The organism is Vibrio sp. St2, assembly GCF_947311885.1.
GTDB classification, from domain to species: domain Bacteria; phylum Pseudomonadota; class Gammaproteobacteria; order Enterobacterales; family Vibrionaceae; genus Vibrio; species Vibrio coralliilyticus.
In genome coordinates this window covers 159,230-182,996 of the sequence record NZ_CAMZNA010000008.1, presented here as the reverse complement: position 1 = coordinate 182,996, position 23,767 = coordinate 159,230, and the positions used below count along the sequence as shown (strand labels likewise).

Here is a 23,767-nt window from a genome sequence, read left to right as displayed (position 1 = left end):
TAAAGATAAGGACCAACCATGGCACTACTTCAAATTGCAGAACCGGGTCAAAGCTCGGCACCCCATGAGCATAAACTGGCAGCTGGTATCGATCTCGGTACGACGAACTCATTGGTAGCTTCTGTTCGCAGCGGAGATGCAGCGACATTGAAAGACGATCAAGGACGCAGTATCTTACCATCGATAGTCAATTATGCCGGTGAACAACCTGAAGTAGGTTATGAAGCCAAAGCACTGGCGGAAACTGATCCGCAAAACACCATTATTTCAGTGAAACGCCTAATTGGTCGTTCATTGAGTGACATTCAGACTCGTTACCCAAATCTACCTTATCAATTTAAAGCGAGCGATAATGGTTTGCCGGTGCTTCAAACAGCAACTGGTGACAAAAACCCGATTGAAGTCTCAGCAGAGATTCTCAAATCATTAGGTAAGCGTGCTGAACAAACGCTTGGAGGAGAGTTAGCTGGTGTTGTGATTACCGTGCCTGCTTACTTTGATGATGCTCAGCGAGCTGGTACAAAAGATGCGGCTAAACTGGCTGGTCTTCATGTTCTGCGCTTACTAAATGAGCCAACTGCAGCAGCGATTGCTTACGGCCTAGACTCAGGCCAAGAAGGCACTATCGCGGTTTACGATCTTGGTGGTGGTACATTCGACATCTCTATTCTGCGATTATCCAAAGGTGTCTTCGAAGTTCTAGCGACTGGTGGTGATTCCGCTTTAGGCGGAGATGATTTTGATCATCTTCTTGCTGAGTTCTTGATTGAAAAAGCTGGGATCCAAACGGAGCTAACTGCGGAGCAGAACCGCATTGTTTTAAATGTCGCTACAGAGACCAAAATTGCATTTTCACAGCAAGAGAGTGTAGACGTTGAGGTGCTTGGTTGGACTGGTTCTGTATCTCGTGATGAGTTTGAATCTTTAATTCGTCCACTAGTGAAAAAGACGTTGATGTCTTGTCGCCGCGCACTAAAAGATGCCGAAGTAGACACAGATGATGTGCTAGAAGTCGTGATGGTTGGTGGCTCGACTCGTACACTGCTGGTACGTGAAATGGTCGGTGAATTTTTTGGTCGTACGCCACTAACAAGCATTAACCCTGATGAGGTTGTTGCGATCGGTGCGGGCATTCAGGCTGATATTCTCGCTGGTAACAAGCCAGACTCTGAAATGTTGCTTCTTGATGTGATTCCACTGTCTCTAGGTATTGAAACCATGGGGGGATTGGTCGAGAAAATTGTTCCACGCAATACCACGATTCCGGTTGCACGAGCGCAAGAATTTACCACTTTTAAAGATGGTCAGACTGCAATGAGCGTTCACGTTGTTCAAGGCGAACGTGAAATGGTCGATGACTGCCGTTCATTGGCGCGTTTCTCATTGAAAGGCATTCCTCCAGTGGCCGCTGGTGCTGCTCATATTCGAGTGACTTACCAGGTTGATGCTGATGGCCTTCTTTCGGTCACTGCAATGGAAAAGAGCACAGGGGTTCAGTCCGAAATACAAGTTAAACCGTCTTATGGTTTGAGTGACGATGAAGTGGCAAATATGCTGCGTGACTCAATGACGTATGCGAAAGACGACATGATGGCTCGTGCACTGGCTGAGCAGCGAGTGGAAGCTGATCGTGTCATTGAAGGGTTACTTGCTGCAATGCAAGCAGACGGTGATGACTTACTGTCTGAAGCGGAAAGAGAAGCCCTGATTAAATCGATTGAATCATTGATTGAACTGCGCAATGGCGACAGTGCGGATGCCATTGAACAGGGAATCAAAGACACTGATAAAGCGAGCCAGGATTTTGCTTCGCGCCGTATGGATAAATCGATTCGAGCTGCACTGTCAGGTCAATCGGTAGATGATATTTAAGAGATAAGAAGTTATGCCTAAGATTATAGTATTACCACACGAAGATTTATGCCCAGAAGGTGCGGTACTAGAAGCAGATACTGGTGAAACTGTACTGGACGTGGCGCTGAAAAATGGTATCGGTATCGAGCATGCGTGTGAAAAATCATGTGCGTGTACTACCTGTCACATTGTGGTTCGTGAAGGCTTTGACTCTTTGGAAGAGAGTGACGAGTTGGAAGACGACATGCTGGATAAAGCATGGGGCTTAGAGCCTGAATCACGATTGGGTTGTCAGGCTAAAGTTACCGACGAAGACTTGGTGGTCGAGATTCCTAAGTACACATTGAATCACGCGTCAGAAGATCACTAATCTCTCATATAGGAAGTGTAATCATGAAATGGACAGACTCACGAGACATTGCGATTGAGCTTTGTGACAAATTCCCAGAAGTGGATCCAAAGACAGTACGTTTCACCGATCTTCATCAGTGGATTCTAGAGCTGGAAGATTTTGAAGACGAACCTAACCGTTCGAATGAAAAAATTCTTGAGGCCGTGATTCTGTGCTGGATGGATGAAATGGATTAGAACTGACCGGAAAAGTCTTTCTAGTTAACAAATTTTACTAAAAATAACGGGCCTTAGTGCCCGTTTTTTTATCAAATTGACATTTTAACCCTACAAAATGCTAACATCCGAACGTTAAGCTAAATGGCGTAGACAGCGCTAATTAAAAGACAAGGAGAAACCATGTCTACACAGATGTCAGTATTTTTGAGTCAAGAAGCCGCCGCTCCGCATTGGGGTGAAAAAGCCATTCTTTCATTTTCTGAAAGCAGCGCAACGATCCACCTTGGAGAAGGTCATGATCTTGGCGCCGTTCAGCGTGCGGCTCGTAAGCTGGATTCTCAAGGTGTCGCGTCTGTTTCTCTTGAAGGTGCAGGCTGGGATTTAGAAAGTGTTTGGGCATTCCACCAAGGTTACCGTGGACCTAAAAAGAAAAACACTTTAGCGTTACCAGAATTAGTTGAAGCTGCTCAGGCTGAGCTAGAAGCACGCATTAAAGCGACTGAATTTACCCGCGATATTATTAATAAACCTGCCGAAGAAGTAGCGCCTCGACAACTGGCGACAATGGCTGCTGAGTTTATCAAGTCGGTTGCTCCAGAAGGCACAGTAAAAGCACGCATTGTGAAAGATAAAGACCTGCTAGCCGAAGGCTGGGAAGGCATTTTTGCGGTAGGACGTGGTTCTGAGCGCACTTCAGCGATGCTGCAACTTGATTACAACCCAACAGGTGATGAGAACGCACCGGTTTGGGCGTGTCTTGTAGGTAAGGGTATCACATTTGATTCTGGTGGTTATAGCATCAAACCTTCAGGTTTTATGGCAGCAATGAAAGCCGATATGGGCGGTTCAGGTACGATCACTGGTGGTTTAGGTCTGGCAATTATGCGTGGCCTGAACAAACGTGTGAAACTGATTCTTTGCTGTGCTGAAAACATGATTTCAGGCCGAGCGCTGAAGCTGGGGGATGTTATTACCTATAAGAACGGTACAACGGTCGAGATCTTGAATACCGACGCGGAAGGTCGCCTAGTTCTAGCTGATGGTTTACTTTATGCCAGTGAGCAAAACCCTGAGTTGATCATTGATTGTGCAACACTGACTGGCGCTGCGAAAAACGCACTGGGCAATGACTACCACGCATTAATGAGTTTTGACGAAGAGCTTTCTCAGCAGGCGCTATCCGTAGCAAAAGAAGAGAAAGAAGGCCTATGGCCTCTGCCGTTGGCAGACTTCCACCGTGGTATGTTGCCATCGAATTTTGCTGACCTATCTAACATCAGCAGTGGTGACTATTCTCCAGGTGCCAGCACGGCAGCTGCTTTCTTGTCTTACTTTGTTGAAGACTACAAAAAAGGTTGGTTGCATTTCGACTGTGCTGCCACGTACCGTAAATCAGTAACGGATAAATGGGCTGCAGGCGCGACTGGCGTTGGTGTGCGAACCCTAGCTGGTTTACTGATTCAGCAAGCAAACAAATAATTCTAAGAGGTCTTGAATGATCTCTTGAAACAAAACAAAGAAAATAAAAGGATACCCTATGGCTCTAGAAAGAACTTTTTCTATCATCAAGCCCGATGCAGTAGAACGTAATCTGATTGGTGAAATCTATCACCGTATTGAAAAAGCGGGCCTTCAGATTATCGCTGCGAAAATGGTGCAGTTAACTGAAGAGCAGGCGAGTGGTTTCTATGCAGAGCATGAAGGCAAGCCTTTCTTCCCTGCTCTGAAAGAATTCATGACTTCTGGACCTATCATGGTTCAGGTACTTGAAGGTGAGGACGCTATTTCGCGTTACCGTGAGCTAATGGGTAAAACCAACCCTGAAGAAGCGGCATGTGGTACGATTCGCGCAGATTACGCATTGAGCATGCGCCACAATTCAGTACATGGTTCAGACAGTCCTGAATCAGCGGCTCGTGAGATTGAGTTCTTTTTCCCACAGGCAGAGATTTGCCCACGCACCTAATTAAAATCTAGCCCTAACTTGATGTGCTGCGTAAGGTTATATACGCAGCACTTTTTGTTCTAAAGAAGGTTAGGTACGCGGGTTGAATTGACCAAGAAAGCTCACCATTTACTGCTAGTATTGGTGAGAAAAGTTTTTTTTATTCACATATGCACGCAAAGCTATCAGTCTTGACAGATTGTGATATACTCTGCGCGCAATTTATACCTTATAAACAGAGTAAGACAATGGCAGATTTATCAAAGTACAGAAACATTGGTATTTTCGCGCACGTTGATGCGGGTAAAACTACCACCACTGAGCGTATTCTAAAGCTTACTGGTAAAATCCACAAAACTGGTGAAGTACACGACGGTGAGTCTACAACTGACTTCATGGAGCAGGAAGCTGAGCGTGGTATCACAATCCAGTCTGCTGCCGTAACTTGTGAGTGGAATGGCCACCGCCTAAACGTTATCGATACTCCGGGACACGTTGACTTTACAGTAGAAGTATACCGTTCACTTAAAGTTCTTGACGGTGGTATCGGTGTATTCTGTGGTTCTGGTGGTGTTGAGCCTCAGTCAGAAACTAACTGGCGCTACGCGAACGATTCAGAAGTTGCTCGTCTGATCTTCGTAAACAAACTAGACCGTATGGGTGCAGACTTCTTCAACGTTGTTGACCAGGTTAAGAACGTTCTTGGTGCAAACCCACTAGTAATGACTCTGCCAATCGGTCGTGAAGACGATTTCGTTGGTGTTGTAGACGTACTAAACCGTAAAGCTTACGTTTGGGACGAAACTGGTCTACCAGAGAACTACGAAGTTCAAGACATCCCTGCTGACATGGTTGATGATGTAGAACAGTACCGTGAAGAGCTAGTTGAAACTGCTGTAGAGCAAGACGACGACCTAATGGAAGCTTACATGGAAGGCGAAGAGCCATCTATCGAGCAACTAAAAGCTTGTATCCGTAAAGGTACTCGTGACCTAGCGTTCTTCCCAACGTTCTGTGGTTCTGCGTTCAAGAACAAAGGTATGCAACTTATCCTTGACGCTGTTGTAGATTACCTACCAGCTCCAGCAGAAGTTGATCCTCAGCCTCTAACAGATCCAGAAACTGGTGAGCCAACTGGCGAAGTTGCTACTGTATCTCCAGATGAGCCTCTAAAAGCGCTAGCATTCAAGATCATGGATGACCGTTTTGGTGCTCTAACATTCGTACGTATCTACTCTGGCCGTCTGAAGAAGGGTGACACTATCCTTAACTCAGCAACTGGTAAGACTGAGCGTATCGGCCGTATGTGTGAGATGCAAGCTGATGAGCGTAACGAACTTACTGAAGCGCAAGCTGGTGACATCATCGCTATCGTTGGTATGAAGAACGTTCAAACTGGTCACACTCTATGTGATCCTAAGCACGAATGTACTCTTGAAGCTATGATCTTCCCAGAACCAGTAATCTCTATTGCTGTAACGCCAAAAGACAAAGGCGGTTCAGAGAAGATGGGTATTGCTATCGGTAAGATGGTTGCAGAAGATCCATCATTCCAGGTTGAGACTGACGAAGAGTCTGGCGAAACTATCCTGAAAGGTATGGGTGAACTTCACCTAGACATTAAGGTAGACATCCTTAAGCGTACTTACGGCGTTGAGCTAGAAGTAGGTGCTCCACAGGTAGCTTACCGTGAAACTATCACTCAAGCAGTTGAAGATAGCTACACGCACAAGAAGCAGTCTGGTGGTTCTGGTCAGTTCGGTAAGATCGACTACCGTATCCGCCCAGGTGAGCCAAACTCTGGCTTCACGTTCTCTTCAACAGTTGTTGGTGGTAACGTACCTAAAGAATTCTGGCCTGCAGTTGAGAAAGGTTTCGCATCTATGATGGAAACTGGTGTTCTAGCTGGCTTCCCAACTCTAGACGTTGAAGTTGAACTATTCGACGGTGGTTTCCACGCAGTTGACTCTTCAGCTATCGCTTACGAAATCGCTGCTAAAGGCGCATTCCGTCAGTCTATGCCTAAAGCGGGTGCACAACTTCTTGAGCCAATCATGAACGTTGACGTATTCACTCCAGAAGACAACGTTGGTGACGTAATCGGTGACCTTAACCGTCGTCGTGGTATGATCAAAGACCAACAAGCTGGTACTACAGGCGTTCGTATTAAAGCTGACGTTCCTCTATCAGAAATGTTTGGTTACATCGGTCACCTACGTACTATCACTTCTGGTCGTGGTCAGTTCTCTATGGAGTTCGGTCAATACGCACCATGTCCAGCAAACGTTGCTGAGCAAGTAATCGCAGAAGTTAAAGAGCGTAACGAGAAGAAGTAATTCTTTACGTTAGCTAGATAGCTTTAAAGCCTCTGAAGTGAAAGCTTCAGGGGCTTTTTCTTTATGGGGGCTCCATTTTTGTGTTCTCTCACCTAGGGCTGCGAGTATCAATGATCTCCAAATCACTAGGGTGCTCTTTCTGACACTCTTCGACTTGGCTGAAAATCCAATCACAGAATTGTCGGATTTTCTCTCGCTTAAAATAGGCACTAGGGGCACAAAGGAAATAGTTGTAATCTGTTCTTTGAGCTAGGCTCCCTATGCGGACTAATTTGCCTTCTTCAATGTATCTCTGAGCCAGGGTATGCTTGGCTAAAGCCACTCCTTGTACGGCTAGTGCCCCTTCCAGAACAAAATGCGAACCGTTGTATTTTAACGTCGGTTTCGAGGTCTTATGACCAACGTTTTGTAGCCATATTCCCCAATCGAGGTCTCGCCAATAATCTTCGATCAAATCAGCGCCCGTTAAGTCACTAAGATCATAAATACCATGCCTTTCTTGGTAGATTGGGTGGCATACAGGGTAGAGCAGCTCTTCAAGCATGAGTTTGGATGTTAGATTCGGGTAATTTCCCGGCCCATAACGAATGCATAGATCAAGGTTAGATCGTTGAAAGTCCACCAGTTCGCTGGTGGGTTCAATCATGAGTTCTTGTTCTGGGTGTAGAGCTCTGAAATGACCGATTCTCGGTACAAGCCAGTGTTGAGCAAAAGAAGGCAGTGTCGAAATAGACAATAAGTTTGGGTTAGGGTCCGAATTGATTTGTCGAACGCCATCCTGAATGTGTTCAAAGCCTTTTCGTGCTTGCTGATAAAGAATCTCGCCTTCCGCAGTAAGCTGCACTTTTCGGTGCTGGCGCACAAAGAGTTCTACGCCCAGAAACTCTTCTAGCTGACGTATTTGTTGGCTGATTGCAGCGGCAGTGACAAACAAATGTTCAGCGGCTTTCTTAAAGCTACCTAATTGTGCTGCTGTGTAAAAGTAATACAGTCCTTGTAAAGGAGGGAGGCGATCTTTCACTTAAGTTTTCCTTAACTAAAGGTCAAATTCCATCGTTTGAGAGTGATGCGATATTGTCCGATTATTAAGTCAAATCTTAATAAAAACAAGGTGAAGTTATGGAAACTACTGCGAAATCTCCAACGTGCTCGAACGATGGTCGTCTTTCTTTAAGCCAGAAATTCTTAACTAAGATCAAAAGGTGGCGACAAAATTACCGTACTCGACGCCAGCTGAATCAACTGTCTGAACACATGCTGCGTGATATTGGTGTTGAGTATAAAGAAGCTGAACACGAATCCCGTCGAACATTTTGGGATGACTAGCTCTGTTGCTCACTGATTTCACTCTGTAGCCAGTTAACAAACGCTTGGATACGTTTTTTACGCGGAGAATCTTCACTATAGAAAACGTTGAACTGGATACCCGGTGTCATGCCAATATCAAAAGGTTTGACTAACAGGCCTCGTTCAACGTAATCACTGGCGAGAGAGTCAGAAGCAAGACAGGCTCCATGGCCAGACATCACTGCTTTCATCGCATGATCAAAAGTGCTGACTTCCATCCAACGAACGGAGTTCTGGCTCATGCTGACCCCTGCTTGGGCGAACCATGATTCCCATGGATAGCCTCCTGATTCATAGTGAATTAACCAGCATGCTTGGAGTTGAGATGGCTTTTTTAAATTAATGGACTTAGCAAGGTGAGGAGAGCAAAACGGATAAATCGTTTCTTCAAATAAAAACTCTTTGTGGAAGGATTTGTTGCTTTCTATGTCGAGTTGCTCGCCTTGCCAGATAGCGAGGTCCGCATCACCTTGTTTTAGATTTGGTGCATCACAACTGGTAAGGATGCGAATCGGAATGTTCGGGTGCTGAGTGGAAAACTTCCACAGCCTAGGTAGTAACCATCGGGAAGCAAAAGAAGGCGTTGAATTAACGCATAGTAAGCCTTCTATGGGTTCACTTTGGATCTGATTTAACCCTGTGATGATATGTTCGAAACCATGAGATACGTGCTTGAAGAGTATTTTGCCTTGTTCAGTCAAGCGCATTTCTCGCCCGTCACGGACAAAGAGTTTGCAGCCTAGTCCATCTTCCAATTGACGTATTTTTTGGCTAACCGCAGCTTGACTGATAAATAGCTCTTCTGCTGCGCGGCTATAGCTATTCAGTCTAGCGGCCACTTCGAAATAACGTAGACCTGGTAGATGATGCAACCTTGCATCCATAATAATTCCTTTCGTTAAGCTCCCTTATGGCTAAGCATCATAATCTCAATTGATAAAAAAGCAAAAAAGGAGAGCTCTCGCTCTCCTTTTACCTATAGATTTTTAGTCTTCCCAGACGACGAGTTGACCCTTCGGCCAGTTATGACCCACGTCGTGGTATTTTTGCTCAAGGACATGACGTTTGATTTTCAAAGTTGGAGTGAGGATGCCATTTTCAATACTCCAAGGGTCTTTGATCATCAGAACCCCTTTAATCTGTTCATGAGACTCTAACTCTGCATTCATTCTTTCTACTACCTTCTTCGTGGTTCTTTCATATCGCGCACGATCGAAGTTAGGGAAGTCGTGAGGGACTACCAATAGGATAGGAGCCGGGAGACCTAGGCCGATCAGACACATCATTTCTACACGGCTGTATTCAAATAGCTTTTTCTCAATTGGTACAGGTGCAACGAATTTACCTTTGGCTGTTTTGAAGGTGTCCTTTTTACGCCCCTGAATGGTTAAGTAACCATCTGCGTCGATAAAGCCGATATCCCCAGTGTGTAACCAGCCCTCGGAATCAAATGACTCTTGAGTAGCAATATCGTTTTTGTAGTATCCAGAAAACAGACCTTTGCCACGAACCATGATCTCTTCATCTTCTGCGATTTTAAGCTCGATCCCTGGGCCTGCATTACCGACTGAGCCAATTTTATCTGCTCTGAATGGGTAGTTGAGGGTACTGTATGCGAATGACTCGGTCATTCCCCAGGCTTCAGTGATGTTGAGGCCAACGCTATGGTACCAGTTAAGCAAGGCTGGAGAGACGGGAGCAGAACCACAGCCCAAAACGCGAGCCTGATCCAGTCCAAGACCGTCAGCGAGTTTCTTCTTAATCAAGGAGTTAACAAAAGGAATCTTGAGCAGGATATTGAGTTTCTTCTGCGGTAGTTTGTCTTGAATGCGTTGCTGGAATAAGGTCCAAAGGCGCGGCACCGAGATAAACAGTGTAGGGCGGTGCATTTTGACGTCTTCGATGAAAGTATCAAGGGATTCAGGGAATGCAGTCGGGACTCCACCCATGATGGAAGAACCAAAGATGTACACGCGCTCAGTGATATGCGCCAGCGGCAAATAAGAGAACAAACGGTCATTTTCCTGAATGCCGATATGATCGATCAGTTGCTGCACTGACCAGCTAAATGCGCCATAGGTGAGCATCGCGCCTTTTGGTAAGCCGGATGTACCTGATGTGTACACCAGCGACATTAACTTATCATCGTAGTGTTCAGGATGAGCATTGCTTGGCTGAGATTTAGCAATTAAGTCGTTAAAGCTGTGCTGACATTTCGGTGCTGTATCGTATGGAAGCGAAATGCTGATTAGATTTGGCATTGCATCCAGTACTTGCTGAGTTGCAGCAGCATCGTCAAGCTTACCGCCAATTAGCGCTTTACTTTCACTATGAGTGACGCAGTACTCAATGGTGTCGGCACCCGCTGTTGGGAAGATGGGGACGCTGACAAAATCGCCCAGCATCATTGCCAAGTCGCAAATGAACCATTCAGCACAGTTTTTCGAGACCAGAGCCACTTTATCGCGAGGCTGTATACCTAACTCTTGTAAGGCAGACACCAGCTTTAGTGCTTTGTCAGCAACTTCTGCATAGGTGAACTCGACGAATTGACGGTTAATAATTTGTTTTAGATACACTTCATTTGGGCGTTCCTCTGCCCAGCGAAGGATCATTTCATTTGGTGGTGGGAGAGCACAAGTCGTTTTGCTTAACTCGTTAGGCTGAATCATTTTCTAACTCCATGTTATTGGCAAAGTTATGGTATTTTTTATATTGTTAACAGCTTGTTAACTTTAGCACGCGGGGTGAAAAAGAGGGAAGTATTAGAGGGTAGTTCAACAGGAACTTGTGACCGTGATGTGAAAACTAATGTAGCTGGCGGTAGATGGCCGGACTGAAGCCCGTTTTTTTCTTAAAGATGCGAGAAAAATAGGATACGTCATTGTACCCACACTGGAAGGCAATAAAGGAAATTTTGTCTTTTCTTTGTTCGCTAAGTAATTGCTTAGCAAGGTTTATTCTTTTTAGTGTGAGGTAGTCTCTAAAACTGACGCCTATCGATTTATGAAAAAATCTAGAAAAATATGTGACAGAGTAATGGCAGTACTCGGCGATATCTTCTTCACGAATAGTTCGCGAAAGGTTTTTGTCTATGTACCTAAGAATTTCGACTAGATCCTTACTGATCTCTTTCTGCTCAGAGATAGCTGGAAGTTTATGGATCTCTAAGATCTCTTGGTGCTTATTGAACTGGTAGTAAACCTGCTTGCTTAGCTCTTCTGCCCAGAGCTTCGCCGACTTACCGTTAAGATCAAGCGTTGAGAACACAACGTCTAGTTCTTCAACTTCTGGGTCTAAATGCTCTCGATAGAGCAGGACGAGATGCTTGTGTAAGTTCTGACAGATCTTGGCTGTGGTCAGAAATAGGGAGTCAAAGTTTTCTTCGTAGAAAAAAAAGCAGAAATCGATATCAGATTCACTCAACACGGAAACATCATAGCCATAGTCAAGAAGATGAAAATACCTCTCCAGATCTCTCACCGTATCTTTATCAACGTAACTTATTGATTGGCCTAGCCAATATCCTTTATGTAACACATCCACTGAAAGCGCATTCCTAAGTCATTGTTCTAGTGCTCTATTAATAAGGTTAGGTGAGAGGCGAGTAATCTCAACTACTACTTTTCTATCAATTTTTATCCCTAAATTACTGTCAATTTGCATACGTTATTGAGTTGTTAGTAATTATTCTTAAGTTTTGTTGGGATCAGGATCTCCTTTTTGTGTTGGTTATATCTTGTCAAGTATCAAAAATGATACAAGAAAAAAATAATTCACCGGACCTCGAAAGAGATTATTACTGGAAAATATTTATTTTTACAAAACAGTATATTATGAGTTTTTTCTTTGTGTTTTAAATTAGGGTAATAAATCTAAATTATGACCTAAGTATTATTTTTATTTCATTTTTATTCCTTTATTTAAGCAAACATATGGCAAAAAAGTACCAAAGATGGTTAAAAAAATCCTAACTGTTATCTGATGAAATATCTAAATTAAAGGTTAAGCGAGACAGCTTAATGTACTTTCAGAAAGGAGACACGTTATGAATAAAGTACTAACTAATATCAAAGCATTTCTTAAGGATGAAGAAGGTTTAACAGTAGTTGAATACGTTGTCGGTGCTGGACTTTTAGTAGCAGGTCTAACAGGTATTTTTACTACCTTTAGTAGCACACTTACTACTCAGCTAGGCTCTATATTTAGTTAATCTTTGATGGCTAACTTCAGCTTAGGTAATAATTCAGACCCATGGCAGTGGCCGTGGGTCATTTGTGCGTTTGTCGAAGGAGATTGGCATCGTGATAAGTATAAAACGTTTTTTAGATGATGAAGAAGGCCTTACTGTTGTGGAGTATGTTGTAGGTGCAGGCCTGATTGTGGTGGGTTTTGCAGGTTTATTTGTTGCTTTTAGAGGAATACTGACAACTGAATTTGCATCTATATTTAGTTAGTGAATTAGGACGCAAGGAGCGGTTAAATGAACTTACTTATATGGACTGTGTTGTTTGCTGTAGCCGTCTCCGATGCCAAAGAACATCGTATTCCTAATACTTTGTTATTAGCTGTTGTCGTTCTGGTTTTTATTAATATTGTTTTTATTATTCAAGATTTTTCCCTTCTATTTTGGTCATTTATAACTGGTATTACTTGCTTTATTTGTGCGCTACTTCTTTACTTTTTAAAAGTGATGGCTCCAGGGGATGTAAAACTTTTGGGTGTTATTGGTTTCTGGTTAGGCACTGAGCATATTACGCAAGCTATATTTTGGATTGCAGTTTCAAGCGTAATAGTTGGTATTTTCTATGCTTTATTGAGAGTGGCAGAGTCCCCGGAAAAAGCTAAAGCACTGTTTAACAAGTACTCCCTTCTGGCCATGTATGGAGAATCTGAAGCGAAATTAGCTGGCGATTCACCGAAAAGAAAGATGAGTGATCACTATAGGATGCCGTTTGCACCAGTCGTTGTGTTAGGGATTGCGCTTTACTTTTATTTTTTGAATTAATGACAAGGAGTCATTATGGTTCAGGTGACGTCTCAAATACGACATAGAACTGAGCTTACTCCGCAAGCTCCGGAGCCTCCGGTCCCAACCACTTTCGATGATTTGGGTATACCCAAAGCTGTGGTCGAAAACCTTGTTATCAAACACATTGCTGCCTACCCAAAATCAGATATTCTCCAGCTTACAAAACTCCTGTGTATAAATAGCCATCTGATTGAAGATATCATCGCTGGCTTGAGAGCAAAATCATTAGTCGAAGTGTTTCAAGCTGCTTCAAGTTCCTTTTCCGTTCAATCCAGTGGTCACGTTCGTTATGGCCTATCAGAGTCGGGTATGCAAGAGGCTGATACAGCTTTCATTAAAGATGCTTACCTTGGGCCTGTGCCTGTATCTCTCAATGCTTACAGTGAAATGGTTACCGCTCAGGATGTGAGAGCGCAAATGGTAAACCGGGATGATGTTGAATACGCATTATCTGATGTGCTTGGCGCTCATCGAATGGTTGGAGTATTAGGTCCCGCGATTAACTCAGGTCGAGCGCTACTTTTGTACGGGAGTGCAGGTTCGGGCAAAACTTTTGTCGCGACTAAAATTCTAAACTCGTTAAACACATCTATCTATGTTCCCTACTCAGTGTTTGCCGCGGGTAACATCATAAAAGTGTTCTCGCCTCAACATCACAAACGCGTTCGCAGTGATGAACTTCATTCCATTACGTTTAAAGAGCATTTCGACCGTCGTTGGGCATTGTGTGAGAGGCCAAGTATTCAGGTGGGTGGTGAACTGACCATGGACATGCTGGAGGTCAACCACAGTGAACACAACAAGGTGTGGATGGCTCCGCTTCAAATGATGGCCAACAACGGCATTTTCATTATCGATGACTTAGGTCGCCAACCCATGCCAGTCGATACATTGCTTAATCGCTGGATTGTTCCAATGGAGTATTTCTATGACTACTTAAATCTTCCAAATGGCCAGCAAATCAGTATTCCATTTATCCTTACCCTCGCATTCTCTACGAACTTAGATCCGGAAAAGATCAGTGACCCCGCATTTTTACGCCGTTTGGGCTACAAGATTCAATTTGGGCCGCTACTAGAAAATGAATACAGAGAATTGTGGGGAATCATTTCTAAATCGAAAGACCTCTCCATAGCGGATGGGTGCTTTGACACATTATTTGACTTACATCGTCAGCATAACGTGGGCTTTTATCCTTGTTTGCCCAAGGACATAGTCGGTATCAGCCGAGATATCATCATTTTTGAAGAAGTTGAGCCAGTTATCTCCCCTGAAATAGTAAGCCGCGCGTGGGAAGTGTATTTCACAGCTGATGGCAAGGGAGGAGGTGCTCGATGAGTCGGAATCAGGTGATCTTACTTTTTTTACTCTCTATTGCATTTGGTTTAGGTGCCGTATTTTTCGCTAAACAATGGATGGACAGACAAATGCAGCCTCAAACAGAAGTTGAGGTAGTTGAAAGAGAACCCGTGATAGTGACTACCCAGGAAATCCTAGCGGGAAGTGTCATTGAAGAGCAGCACATTACTACTAAGCTGCTTGAAAAAGCATGGCGCGATGAATTTCAGTTTTCTAATGCAGAAGACCTAGTGGGCCAAGTGGTGGCAACGACCATTTACCCTGGAGAAATAGTGACAATCCATCGTTTGGCGATACCTGGGGAAGGATCCACGTTAGCGTCTTTGATCCCAGAGAATAAACGTGCGGTTACCATACGAGTGAATGATGTTATTGGTGTGGCTGGGTTTCTTTTGCCTGGCAACAAAGTCGATGTACTCAACACGATCAAATACAGCTCAACATCAGCCTCTACGGTGACAGTTCTTAAAGAAATCAAAGTATTGGCTGTAGACCAAACGGCAAAAACAAAAGAGAACAAGCCGATTATCGTTCGTGCTGTGACGTTGGAAGTGTCTCCTAGAGAAGCAGAGAAGTTGTTATCTGCTCAGAGCAAAGGTGAAATTCAGCTTGCTCTACGTAATCCTCATGAAGAAGAAAAAGTCGTCAAACGCTACGTTGCACCTAGTGTCACCATTATCAAAGGCACCGAATCTCGCAACATCAGAGTTAAGGACTGAGGTGAACCATGCGAAATCTAATAATTCTAATCTCATTATTGTGTTTTAGTGCAGCTGGTACCTATGCGGCAACCCAATCCAGTAAAGCGGTACGGGTTCCTCATCATAAATCCACTCATGTGACTTTAGCTGGTAAAGCTAAGCGAGTTTCTTTGGGTGATCCAGAAGTGCTGGATATTGTGATGCTTAAATCCAATGAAGTTTTCTTAATCGGTAAAAAGCTAGGTTCAACAAACCTCATGGCTTGGGATAGCCGCGGACGGTTGATTGAATCGATCAACATTGAGGTCACCCATGATCTCAATAGCTTAAAAGCGAAGTTATTTGAGTTCTTACCGGATGAAGAGATCAAAGTACACAGTGCTCAGAATCGTCTTATTTTAAGCGGTCAAATCAGCAATCAGGCGGCAATGAATATTGCGTTAAGGGTTGCAGAAACCTATGCCGCTGGTGAAGAGGCAGATAAGCAGACCATTTCGCTGAGTCAGCAAGTTGAGAAAACGGGCGTCATAAATTTAATGACGATTGGTGGTGCTCAGCAAGTGATGCTGGAAGTGACCGTCGCTGAAGTACAAAGAAGTTTGGTCAGAAAGTTTGATGCGAACTTCCACTTTCTACAACAGAGCGGTGACTTTTCATGGGGAGGCACCTCTGCTGGTGGCTCGTTACCTACTACAACCACCGCGGTTTCTCCGGTCTTCAATTCGCCAACCATTGAGAATACAGGCTTGCTTGGCTCTTTCATCGATAGCAATACCTTGTTCTCATTTGCTTTAGATATTGCTAAGCAAAACGGTTCAGCGAAAGTTCTGGCAGAACCTAACTTGACGGCACTAAGCGGTGCAAAAGCAGAGTTTCTGGCTGGTGGTGAGTTTCCTATCCCAGTGCCGGATGATGATGGGATCACTATTGAGTACAAAGAATACGGTGTGGGTTTGAAATTTATTCCAACGGTATTAAGCGACAAGAAAATCAACCTCAACCTGGCAATCGATGTCAGTGAAATTGCCAATACATCTTCATTAACGCTTAGTCCTGATCTGACGAATACGACCTATGTTATCCCTCCTATTACAAGACGAAGTGCATCTTCGACGCTAGAGCTAGCCGATGGCCAAACTATTGGTATCGCAGGCCTAATTAGCGAAAACGTAAGGGATATTGTGGGAGAAATGCCAGGCTTTAGTGATATCCCAATCTTAGGACAAATGTTTAATAGTCAAGAATATATCTCAGGTGAAACTGAGCTGGTTATTTTAGTGACTCCAAGATTGGCAAGGCCTGTGGATAGAAACAAAGTTTCACTGCCAACAGACTCCTTCGTTGAGCCAAATGACTTTGAATATTACTTGCTAGGCCGTGGCGCATACATTGCCCCGGATGGCTCTCATCAGACCCAGCAAGTAAAAGATGAAAGCTTTATTGACCACTCTAAGGGTGGGACAGAAGGCACATTTGGTCACAGCTTATAGGGACGATTAGCATGAATAATAATCTATTAATCATTAGCGTTTTTTGCTCATCACTATTGCTCTTGGGTTGTGTGAATAACGCTGAAAGACTAGGTGCTCATGTAGCGAAACTTAAAACTGAGCAGACTTATAATTTGAATGCCACCCGAGATAACTTGGGTGTCATTCCAACGGGCAGTGGTGAGCGAATGGAAGGGGCTTATCAGGTTTATACCGGTAAACAGGATATGGATCTGGAAGGGACCGAAAGTCAATTTGTTGAAGAAGGGCAGAGTAAATAGCCCTTAAGGAAACCACTATGAATTTGGCAAGGCGATGTCGGGGAACGCCAAACCGGCAAAAAGGCTTAGTATTAGTCATGGTCACTGTTGCGATGCTCTCTCTGATGGGTATCGCAGCCTTGTCAATAGACGTAAACCACGCAATTCTGAACAAAACACGATTGCAAAATAGTGTTGATGCGGCGGCGCTGGCTGCGGCAATTGTTATGGATAGTGAAGGGACAAATGCAGATGCCACATCTGCGGCCAATACCACATTGAGCAATATGGCTGGTGCGACAGGTAATGATGAGATGGATTTTTCGTCTGCTAGTGTGTCCATTGAATATTCCAATGACCCCAGTATTTTCCCTCAGGCAAGCTACGACGCTAACTTGGATACTTATGTTCGAGTCACCGTAAGCTCTTACCCACTAGATAACTTCTTTGCTGGTATTTTTGGAGTCAATAAGCAGCTAGGGGCTAGTGCGGTCGCAGGCCCAAGCCCAGGAGCTTCTGCTGTGAATGTCGTACCTATGGCTGTATGTGAAGGAGATGATGGAGGTTCGGCGGGTTATACACCGGGAGATTTGTATGCCCTCAAGTTAGCCGACCAAAATCTCAGTTCTATGGGGAGTGGTAACTACCAACTTTTAGATTTTGGTTCTGGTGCCAGCACAGTACGAGAAGGGTTAGCTGGTGAATATGCGGGTAGCGTTGGCATTGGTGATACTGTGACAACCAAGCCGGGTAACTCTGTGGGGCCTGTTGGGCAAGGCTTGAATACGCGCTTGGGTATATATAGTGGTGGAGGCGTTTCTTCCAGTGAATACCCGCCCGATGTGTATGTTAGAGAGCCATCAAGCCCTGCAACTATGGACAACAGCGGTAATATTACCTACAGCGATACCAGTGGTGCTGGAGGAACGCCTTGGGGCTACGATGATTACCAAGATGCTTTACCCGATTGCACGGGGGATTCCGATTGTCGAATTGCATCGGGAGGCCAACATGATAGAAGAATTTTAGCTGTTCCAATCGTTGACTGTTCTACTGCGAGTGGAGGGACAACATCATTTACGGTTACCGCACTTGGGTGCTTTTTCATGCTTCAAGAGGCACCATCCAGTAATGGTAGTAAGCAACCTGTATTTGGTGAATACATTGATGATTGTTCCGCTAGAGGAGGGAATCCAGGTCAGAACTCCAGTAGTGATGGACCTTATCTCATTGTGTTGTACAAAGATCCTAGTGGGGAGGAATCATGATGTATCCAACTATCTCTCTAAGGCATCGAACTCAAAAAGGTTTAGCAGCGGTTGAGATGCTTGTCGCCGTCCCCGTCTTGATGATGGTTTTAATGTCCATCACAGAGTTTGGGAACGCATTCATCCAATATGCAACGCTAAATAAAATGGCGCAGAGCGGTATTCGTTACGCGACGGCTGGGGTTACAGGCACAGCAACTTATGATCAAATTGCAGATGTTGATGAGATCAAGAATATGGTTGTTTATGGCCATACAGGCTCAGGTTCAACGTCGCTAATGTCTGGAATCAGCGCTTCAGATGTGTCGGTTAACCATTCCAGCGGATATGTAACGATCACAATAAACCATACCTACACCCCGCTTATTTCTGGTTTTAGTTCATCAATTAACTTTAGTGTTCCCCTCAATGCGTCTGCAACGATGAGGACAGCGCCATGAAGATGCAAAAAGGGGTCACGATCATTGAATTTACCCTAGTGTCGACCACGTTGTTGCTCATCATCTTTGGTGTGATTGAAGTAGGACGCTATGTGTATTCGCTGCAAGTGGTAAATGATATGACACGCGTCGCGGCACGTCTCGCCGTTGTATGCCGCGTGGAAGACCAAAACGACATACCAGGACTCGCGTTGTCTGATAACGCGCCAGTTGGTTTTACGGCAGCTAATTTAACCGTGGAGTATCTTGATGCTTCAGGAAATGTTGTTACGGGAACTCTGACAGATGACGATGTGTTTTCTACAATTGAATATGTAAGGGCGAGAGTTGTTGATTTTGATTACCAATTTACAGGCTTACTTAGCTTTGTCAGCTTAACGGGATTATTGGCCGTCCCTGAATTTGAAACGACTCGTCCCAGAGAAAATTTGGGACACCATCGAGAGACGCCGACAAATCCAGCCAATAGCACGGATTGCTAGGAGAAAAATATATGGGAGAGGCGGTTAAGCTAACTCCAAATGGGGAAAGTCCTATCAGATTAAAAACGAGCTTAACAGTTTGGGTATTCTATTCGTCTGATGCTTTTCATCTGCACATTAGCCATGAGCTTTCAAAGTGCCAAAGCATTAGCTTCGAAATGATCTCGTTCCATGGGTTAGTGGTGGGGAACCTTGCTCATTTTTCTCCACCTGATCTTATTTTTGTTGAAACTGGGCCTAACTGGGCACAGAAAATTGTTGAGCTGCAGCAGTTTGAAGCACCTGAGACTCATGATGGTAATCATGATGCCTCACTGATTGTCTTCGGTAATGAAAGTGATAATGGGGCGCTCAAAATTGCGTTGCGTATTGGGGCTGCTGACTTTATGTCAGACAAAGCAACGCTTGAAGAGTTGGTTCCTCTATTAAAGAATATTGCTGAAGAGAAAGTCGCTAACCGCCATTTGGGAGAATTACTGGTGTTTATGAACACCAAAGGTGGAGCTGGTGCATCTATGATTGCTCTCAATACGGCGATTACAATCGCGAAAAGCCATCCAGAGGAAGTCTTGCTCCTCGATTTGGATATGCAGTTTGGAGTGATTGAAGACTACCTGAATGTGAGTAGTACATATGGTTTAGCGGACGCTATAGCCAATGTTGCTGATTTGGATGATGTATCGCTAGGTAGCTTAGTGACTAAACATGATTCAGGGCTGCACATCATTGGCTTTAAAAGAGAAAATAGCCACGATAACTTTGATAAAGCTCACCATATGAACAAACTAATTCCTTTGCTGAGGGAGCGCTATCCTTACGTTATCGTTGACTTATCTCGTGGATTAGATCGATTGTTTTCATCGGTAATATCCCCGGCAACAAAGATATTTTTAATTACTCAGCAAAACCTAGTGGCGATTAAAAATACCACTCAAATATTAAAACTGCTTACTTTCGAATTTGGTGTTGCTAAAGAGCAGATGGAAGTTGTGGTGAATCGTTACGAAAAACGCCAATCAATCAAACTCAAAGATGTACAGGATACGGTAGGAAATATTGCAGTACACACCATTCCCAATGAGTTTAAGGTAGCAATTGAAAGTGCCAATTTAGGTAGACCTTATATTCAGTCCAAGAAAGGTAGCTCAATTGCTAAGTCTGTCAGAAAACTTGCCAATTCTCTATTACCCGACCAGGAAGTCAAAAAAGGTTGGTTAAAAAAAATCTTCTCATAGTTGGCAGTCTGCATAAATAAAGGGATTTTTCATGTTTTTTAAAAGGAAAAATATAAACCCAGAACTACAGCAAAAAGTTGCCGAAGCAGAAGAACAGCAAAAACCACAGCAACAAGATTTGACCCCTACGGTTACTTTAGACGTTCAGGTAAGTACGGAAGCAACTGAAACCTTTCAAGAAAGACGAAAGTTGGAAGCCGAGGCTAAAGAGCATGCGGTTGAAGAAGCGAAGAAGCAATTAGAGCAAGAACTAGCCGTTAAGCATTATTACCATCAGAGATTGCTTGAAACTCTCGACTTGGGACTGTTGGCAAGCCTAGAAAAAGATCGGGCGAGAAAAGAGCTACATGATGCTATCGTGCAACTGATGGCAGACGATCAGACCCACGCTTTAAGTGCTGAAGGCCGTAAACGGGTAATACAGCAAATCGAAGATGAGGTGTTTGGTCTCGGCCCGTTGGAGCCACTGCTCAATGACCCTACTGTTTCTGATATCTTGGTTAATGGGCCAAAGCATGTGTTTGTCGAGCGCAGAGGTAAGCTTGAGCTGACACCCTATACCTTTCTTGATGAACGTCATCTAAGAAACATCATCGACCGAGTGGTTAGCCAAGTTGGTCGACGCATCGATGAAGCCTCACCAATGGTGGATGCGCGTTTAATCGACGGCTCTCGTGTTAATGCCATTATTCCTCCTTTAGCTCTCGATGGCTCATCGGTGTCTATACGTCGCTTTGCGGTTGAAAAGCTCAATATGGACAATCTCCTGAACTTCAATTCCTTATCACCGGAAATGGCAAAGTTTGTGGAAGCCGCAGTTCGGGGGGCGATGAATGTGCTGATTTCTGGCGGTACCGGTTCAGGGAAAACCACAACACTGAATATCTTTTCTAACTTTATTCCATCTGATGATCGCATTGTCACCATAGAAGACTCCGCTGAACTTCAACTTCAACAGCCACACGTGGTGCGTTTAGAAACTCGACCTGCCAACCTTGAAGGTAAAGGTGAAATCACCCAGCGAGATTTGGTGAAAAACTCCTTACGTATGCGACCAGACAGAATCGTGCTTGGTGAGGTTAGGGGCGCTGAAGCGGTTGATATGTTGGCGGCAATGAATACGGGGCACGATGGCTCTTTGGCAACTATTCACGCCAATACACCACGCGATGCTCTTTCGCGGGTTGAGAATATGTTTGCGATGGCGGGCTGGAACATGTCGGCCAAAAACCTTAGGTCCCAGATTGCTTCTGCGATTCATCTTGTCGTTCAAATGGAGCGTCAGGAAGATGGTAAGCGTCGTATGGTGAGTATTTGTGAGATAAACGGCATGGAAGGCGAGATCATTACCATGTCCGAAATATTCAAATTCCAGCGAAAAGGAATGGACGAAGAAGGCAACGTCATTGGTCACTTTACTGCGACTGGGGTCGTCCCTCAATGCCATGACCAATTGGCTAAAAAAGGGATGCATTTGCCATTTGATATTTTTAATGAGTCTTACTCATAAGGAGGGGAGTCATGCAGCAGGATGCCACGCTATTTTTCATACTATTATTCTTTGCGGTTGTATTCATATCGCAGGCACTGATTCTCCCAGCTGCGGGTAGCAAGGCGAAGCATAAGGAACTTTCTGATCGACTGAGAGAGTCCCAGTCTAAGTTAGACGAAGAAGCTCGTTCTTTACTCCAAGAACACTACTTGAAGAGTTTGACGCCACTGGATAGAAAGCTCGTCAAGATAGAGGTGTTTTCATCGCTAAAGAAAATGATCGAGCTTTCAGGCTATGACTGGAGTTTAACTCAGACTCTGATGGTGACGTCTATTTTGTCTGTTTGTGCTTTTTTCATTGTCTTATTAATTGGTCAGCCAATCTATGTTGGTGCAGCATCAATTGTGGGTGTCTGGGTATGTCTCTACTTTTGGCTCAATAAGAAAATTTCGGATCGGCTCTCTGCGTTTGAGGAACAGCTTCCTGAAGCATTGGATATTATGAGGCGCATGCTTCAAGCAGGTCAGCCTGTAACGCAAGCGTTCAATGAAGTAGGGACAGAGATGCCTGCTCCGATTGGTATTGAGTTTAAGAATACCTTTAACCTTCTTAATTACGGTTATGACATGCGTATGGCGATCATGCAGATGGCAGAGCGGACTCCAACGGTCTCAATGCTGGCATTTTCCAGTGCGGTGCTATTGCAGAAGGAGACTGGGGGGAACCTGTCGGAAAACCTCGAAAAAGTATCGAAAGTGTTACGATCAAGGTTCAAGCTACAGCGAAAAATCAAAACATTGTCGGCTGAGAGTCGTTTGTCTGCCTGGATTCTAGTGTTATCTCCTTTTGTGCTGTTTTTGTTCCTTAGCTTTATTAACCCTGGGTATGTCGAGCCGTTATACACCGATCCAAGAGGAATGACTTTGGTGAGTGGTGGTGTCGTTAGTTTGTTTATTGGTTCTTTGTGGATCCGCAACATCATTAATTTTGAGGTGTAGCATGGAGAACTTATTTGAACAATTTACCGCTTACAACCTAGATGAGCAGACTGTATTTCTCGGGCTCATTCTGCTCGCCACCATATTGATTGTATTCACTTTGTCTTTGTTGCTGGTTGGCTCCAAGTCTCCATTGAGAGCTAAGTTAGAACAACTAAGGGACTCGACTCGTGCTGACAAGCTGAAAAAAGGCCGCAAGTTTGATAACACGCTTGAGTCACTAGCCCCAATGATGAAGCCCTCTAATTCAAAAGAGAGTGAAAGCATTCGTCAAAAACTCATGCATGCTGGGTATCACGACGCTAACGCTTTGACCGTTTTTTATGCCTTCAAGGGGATGTCACTAGTTGTTGGTTTGGGAATGGCTGCTGGTTTTTATTTTCTCGCTCCTGATATGTCGATGTTGAACTTGGTAATGGCAGTCAGCGCAGGCGCGGGTTTGTATGCACCAAATATGGCGCTTAACTACAAAGTTGAAAAGCGTCAGAAAAAAATTCGAGGCGGTATTGCCGATGCATTGGATTTGCTGGTGGTATGTACCGAATCCGGGCTGGGTTTTAACTCCGCGCTTCGAAGAGTCGCTGATGAGCTTACTATCTCTCACCCAGACTTTGCGGATGAATTGGATACTGTGTGTGTCAAGATTAATGCAGGTATTGAAATGTCAGATGCGTTTGAAGACCTCATCGAACGTACTGGTCTGAATGAAATTGCAGGGCTGGTTACCATGTTGGCTCACGCTTCGCGTATTGGCGGCAGTTTATCGCAAACATTGCGTGAATATACGGAAGACTATCGAGATAAAAGAAATCAGGAAGTCGAAGAAATTGCAGCGAAAATCCCAACAAAAATGATTTTCCCATTGTTGCTGTTTATCTGGCCATGCTTCTTTATTGTAGCGATTGGCCCATCTATGCTGCTGTTCACGTCGACTTTAGGTAATGGCTAATTAAGGAGC

The 23,767-nt window shown here is 44.3% G+C and carries 25 protein-coding genes; 21 read left to right on the top strand and 4 right to left on the bottom strand.

What is annotated here, in order from left to right:
- Positions 1–18 precede the first annotated feature (18 nt).
- From hscA to fusA, 6 genes are all read left to right on the top strand, one after another.
- Positions 19–1,872, top strand: coding sequence for a Fe-S protein assembly chaperone HscA (gene hscA, locus QMA41_RS20255; RefSeq protein ID WP_281630457.1), 1,854 nt, complete (start codon positions 19–21; stop codon positions 1,870–1,872).
- A gap of 13 nt (positions 1,873–1,885) precedes the next feature.
- Positions 1,886–2,224, top strand: a complete 339-nt coding sequence (gene fdx / locus QMA41_RS20250) for an ISC system 2Fe-2S type ferredoxin (RefSeq protein WP_006959826.1) — start codon at positions 1,886–1,888, stop codon at positions 2,222–2,224.
- 23 nt (positions 2,225–2,247) lie between these two features.
- Positions 2,248–2,442: a Fe-S cluster assembly protein IscX gene (gene iscX / locus QMA41_RS20245; protein WP_006959825.1), complete on the top strand. Its 195-nt coding sequence runs from the start codon at positions 2,248–2,250 to the stop codon at positions 2,440–2,442.
- A gap of 162 nt (positions 2,443–2,604) precedes the next feature.
- On the top strand, positions 2,605–3,903 hold the full coding sequence (gene pepB / locus QMA41_RS20240) for an aminopeptidase PepB (RefSeq protein ID WP_281630456.1): 1,299 nt from the start codon (positions 2,605–2,607) through the stop codon (positions 3,901–3,903).
- A 58-nt stretch (positions 3,904–3,961) separates the two neighbouring features.
- Complete coding sequence (gene ndk / locus QMA41_RS20235; RefSeq protein ID WP_006959823.1) at positions 3,962–4,390, top strand: nucleoside-diphosphate kinase; 429 nt, start codon at positions 3,962–3,964, stop codon at positions 4,388–4,390.
- Positions 4,391–4,617: 227 nt separating this feature from the next.
- Positions 4,618–6,705, top strand: coding sequence for an elongation factor G (gene fusA / locus QMA41_RS20230; protein ID WP_019274079.1), 2,088 nt, complete (start codon positions 4,618–4,620; stop codon positions 6,703–6,705).
- A gap of 88 nt (positions 6,706–6,793) precedes the next feature.
- On the opposite strand, the gene QMA41_RS20225 is transcribed toward fusA, so the two are convergent.
- Complete coding sequence (locus tag QMA41_RS20225) at positions 6,794–7,726, bottom strand: LysR substrate-binding domain-containing protein (protein ID WP_281630455.1); 933 nt, start codon at positions 7,724–7,726, stop codon at positions 6,794–6,796.
- A gap of 98 nt (positions 7,727–7,824) precedes the next feature.
- Here QMA41_RS20225 and QMA41_RS20220 point away from each other — a divergent pair, with 98 nt between their 5' ends.
- Positions 7,825–8,031 carry a DUF1127 domain-containing protein gene (locus QMA41_RS20220; protein ID WP_095664583.1) on the top strand — a complete coding sequence of 69 codons (207 nt, stop codon included), beginning with the start codon at positions 7,825–7,827 and terminating at the stop codon, positions 8,029–8,031.
- Here QMA41_RS20220 and QMA41_RS20215 read toward each other — a convergent pair.
- The 3 genes from QMA41_RS20215 to QMA41_RS20205 all read right to left on the bottom strand — a co-directional run bounded on the left by QMA41_RS20215 (position 8,028) and on the right by QMA41_RS20205 (position 11,598).
- Positions 8,028–8,936, bottom strand: a complete 909-nt coding sequence (locus QMA41_RS20215) for a LysR substrate-binding domain-containing protein (RefSeq protein ID WP_281630454.1) — start codon at positions 8,934–8,936, stop codon at positions 8,028–8,030. The two genes, QMA41_RS20220 and QMA41_RS20215, sit on opposite strands and share 4 nt — an antisense overlap.
- Positions 8,937–9,038: 102 nt before the next feature.
- Positions 9,039–10,724 carry an AMP-binding protein gene (locus QMA41_RS20210; RefSeq protein WP_281630453.1) on the bottom strand — a complete coding sequence of 562 codons (1,686 nt, stop codon included), beginning with the start codon at positions 10,722–10,724 and terminating at the stop codon, positions 9,039–9,041.
- 136 nt (positions 10,725–10,860) lie between these two features.
- Positions 10,861–11,598, bottom strand: coding sequence for an AraC family transcriptional regulator (locus QMA41_RS20205; RefSeq protein ID WP_281630452.1), 738 nt, complete (start codon positions 11,596–11,598; stop codon positions 10,861–10,863).
- A 502-nt stretch (positions 11,599–12,100) separates the two neighbouring features.
- Between QMA41_RS20205 and QMA41_RS20200 the strand changes: the two genes are divergently transcribed.
- The 14 genes from QMA41_RS20200 to QMA41_RS20135 all read left to right on the top strand — a co-directional run bounded on the left by QMA41_RS20200 (position 12,101) and on the right by QMA41_RS20135 (position 23,758).
- On the top strand, positions 12,101–12,265 hold the full coding sequence (locus QMA41_RS20200) for a hypothetical protein (RefSeq protein ID WP_021455728.1): 165 nt from the start codon (positions 12,101–12,103) through the stop codon (positions 12,263–12,265).
- Positions 12,266–12,356: 91 nt separating this feature from the next.
- A complete protein-coding gene (locus QMA41_RS20195) occupies positions 12,357–12,509 on the top strand; it encodes a hypothetical protein (RefSeq protein WP_021455729.1) in 153 nt (50 codons plus the stop codon).
- Between the two features lie 26 nt (positions 12,510–12,535).
- Positions 12,536–13,060 (top strand): A24 family peptidase, encoded by a 525-nt coding sequence (locus tag QMA41_RS20190; RefSeq protein WP_281630451.1) that lies wholly within the window; start codon positions 12,536–12,538, stop codon positions 13,058–13,060.
- 15 nt (positions 13,061–13,075) lie between these two features.
- A complete protein-coding gene (locus tag QMA41_RS20185; RefSeq protein ID WP_281630450.1) occupies positions 13,076–14,422 on the top strand; it encodes an AAA family ATPase in 1,347 nt (448 codons plus the stop codon).
- Positions 14,419–15,162: a Flp pilus assembly protein CpaB gene (cpaB, locus tag QMA41_RS20180; RefSeq protein ID WP_019274090.1), complete on the top strand. Its 744-nt coding sequence runs from the start codon at positions 14,419–14,421 to the stop codon at positions 15,160–15,162. The genes QMA41_RS20185 and cpaB overlap by 4 nt, the downstream gene beginning before the upstream one ends.
- An 8-nt stretch (positions 15,163–15,170) precedes the next feature.
- Positions 15,171–16,634 (top strand): type II and III secretion system protein family protein, encoded by a 1,464-nt coding sequence (locus QMA41_RS20175; protein ID WP_095664587.1) that lies wholly within the window; start codon positions 15,171–15,173, stop codon positions 16,632–16,634.
- A gap of 11 nt (positions 16,635–16,645) precedes the next feature.
- On the top strand, positions 16,646–16,915 hold the full coding sequence (locus QMA41_RS20170; protein WP_019274092.1) for a hypothetical protein: 270 nt from the start codon (positions 16,646–16,648) through the stop codon (positions 16,913–16,915).
- A gap of 17 nt (positions 16,916–16,932) precedes the next feature.
- A complete protein-coding gene (locus QMA41_RS20165) occupies positions 16,933–18,162 on the top strand; it encodes a Tad domain-containing protein (RefSeq protein ID WP_031342483.1) in 1,230 nt (409 codons plus the stop codon).
- A complete protein-coding gene (locus QMA41_RS20160) occupies positions 18,159–18,602 on the top strand; it encodes a TadE/TadG family type IV pilus assembly protein (protein ID WP_085058122.1) in 444 nt (147 codons plus the stop codon). Before QMA41_RS20165 ends, QMA41_RS20160 begins: the two co-directional genes overlap by 4 nt.
- Entirely contained in the window at positions 18,599–19,084 is a 486-nt protein-coding gene (locus QMA41_RS20155; RefSeq protein WP_045986138.1) for a TadE/TadG family type IV pilus assembly protein, read from the top strand. The genes QMA41_RS20160 and QMA41_RS20155 overlap by 4 nt, the downstream gene beginning before the upstream one ends.
- Before the next feature lie 11 nt (positions 19,085–19,095).
- Complete coding sequence (locus QMA41_RS20150; RefSeq protein ID WP_165579428.1) at positions 19,096–20,319, top strand: AAA family ATPase; 1,224 nt, start codon at positions 19,096–19,098, stop codon at positions 20,317–20,319.
- A gap of 31 nt (positions 20,320–20,350) precedes the next feature.
- Positions 20,351–21,829, top strand: a complete 1,479-nt coding sequence (locus tag QMA41_RS20145) for a CpaF family protein (RefSeq protein ID WP_021455739.1) — start codon at positions 20,351–20,353, stop codon at positions 21,827–21,829.
- A gap of 11 nt (positions 21,830–21,840) precedes the next feature.
- Positions 21,841–22,809 (top strand): type II secretion system F family protein, encoded by a 969-nt coding sequence (locus tag QMA41_RS20140; RefSeq protein WP_021455740.1) that lies wholly within the window; start codon positions 21,841–21,843, stop codon positions 22,807–22,809.
- Between the two features lies 1 nt (position 22,810).
- Positions 22,811–23,758, top strand: coding sequence for a type II secretion system F family protein (locus tag QMA41_RS20135; RefSeq protein ID WP_021455741.1), 948 nt, complete (start codon positions 22,811–22,813; stop codon positions 23,756–23,758).
- Positions 23,759–23,767: the final 9 nt, after the last annotated feature.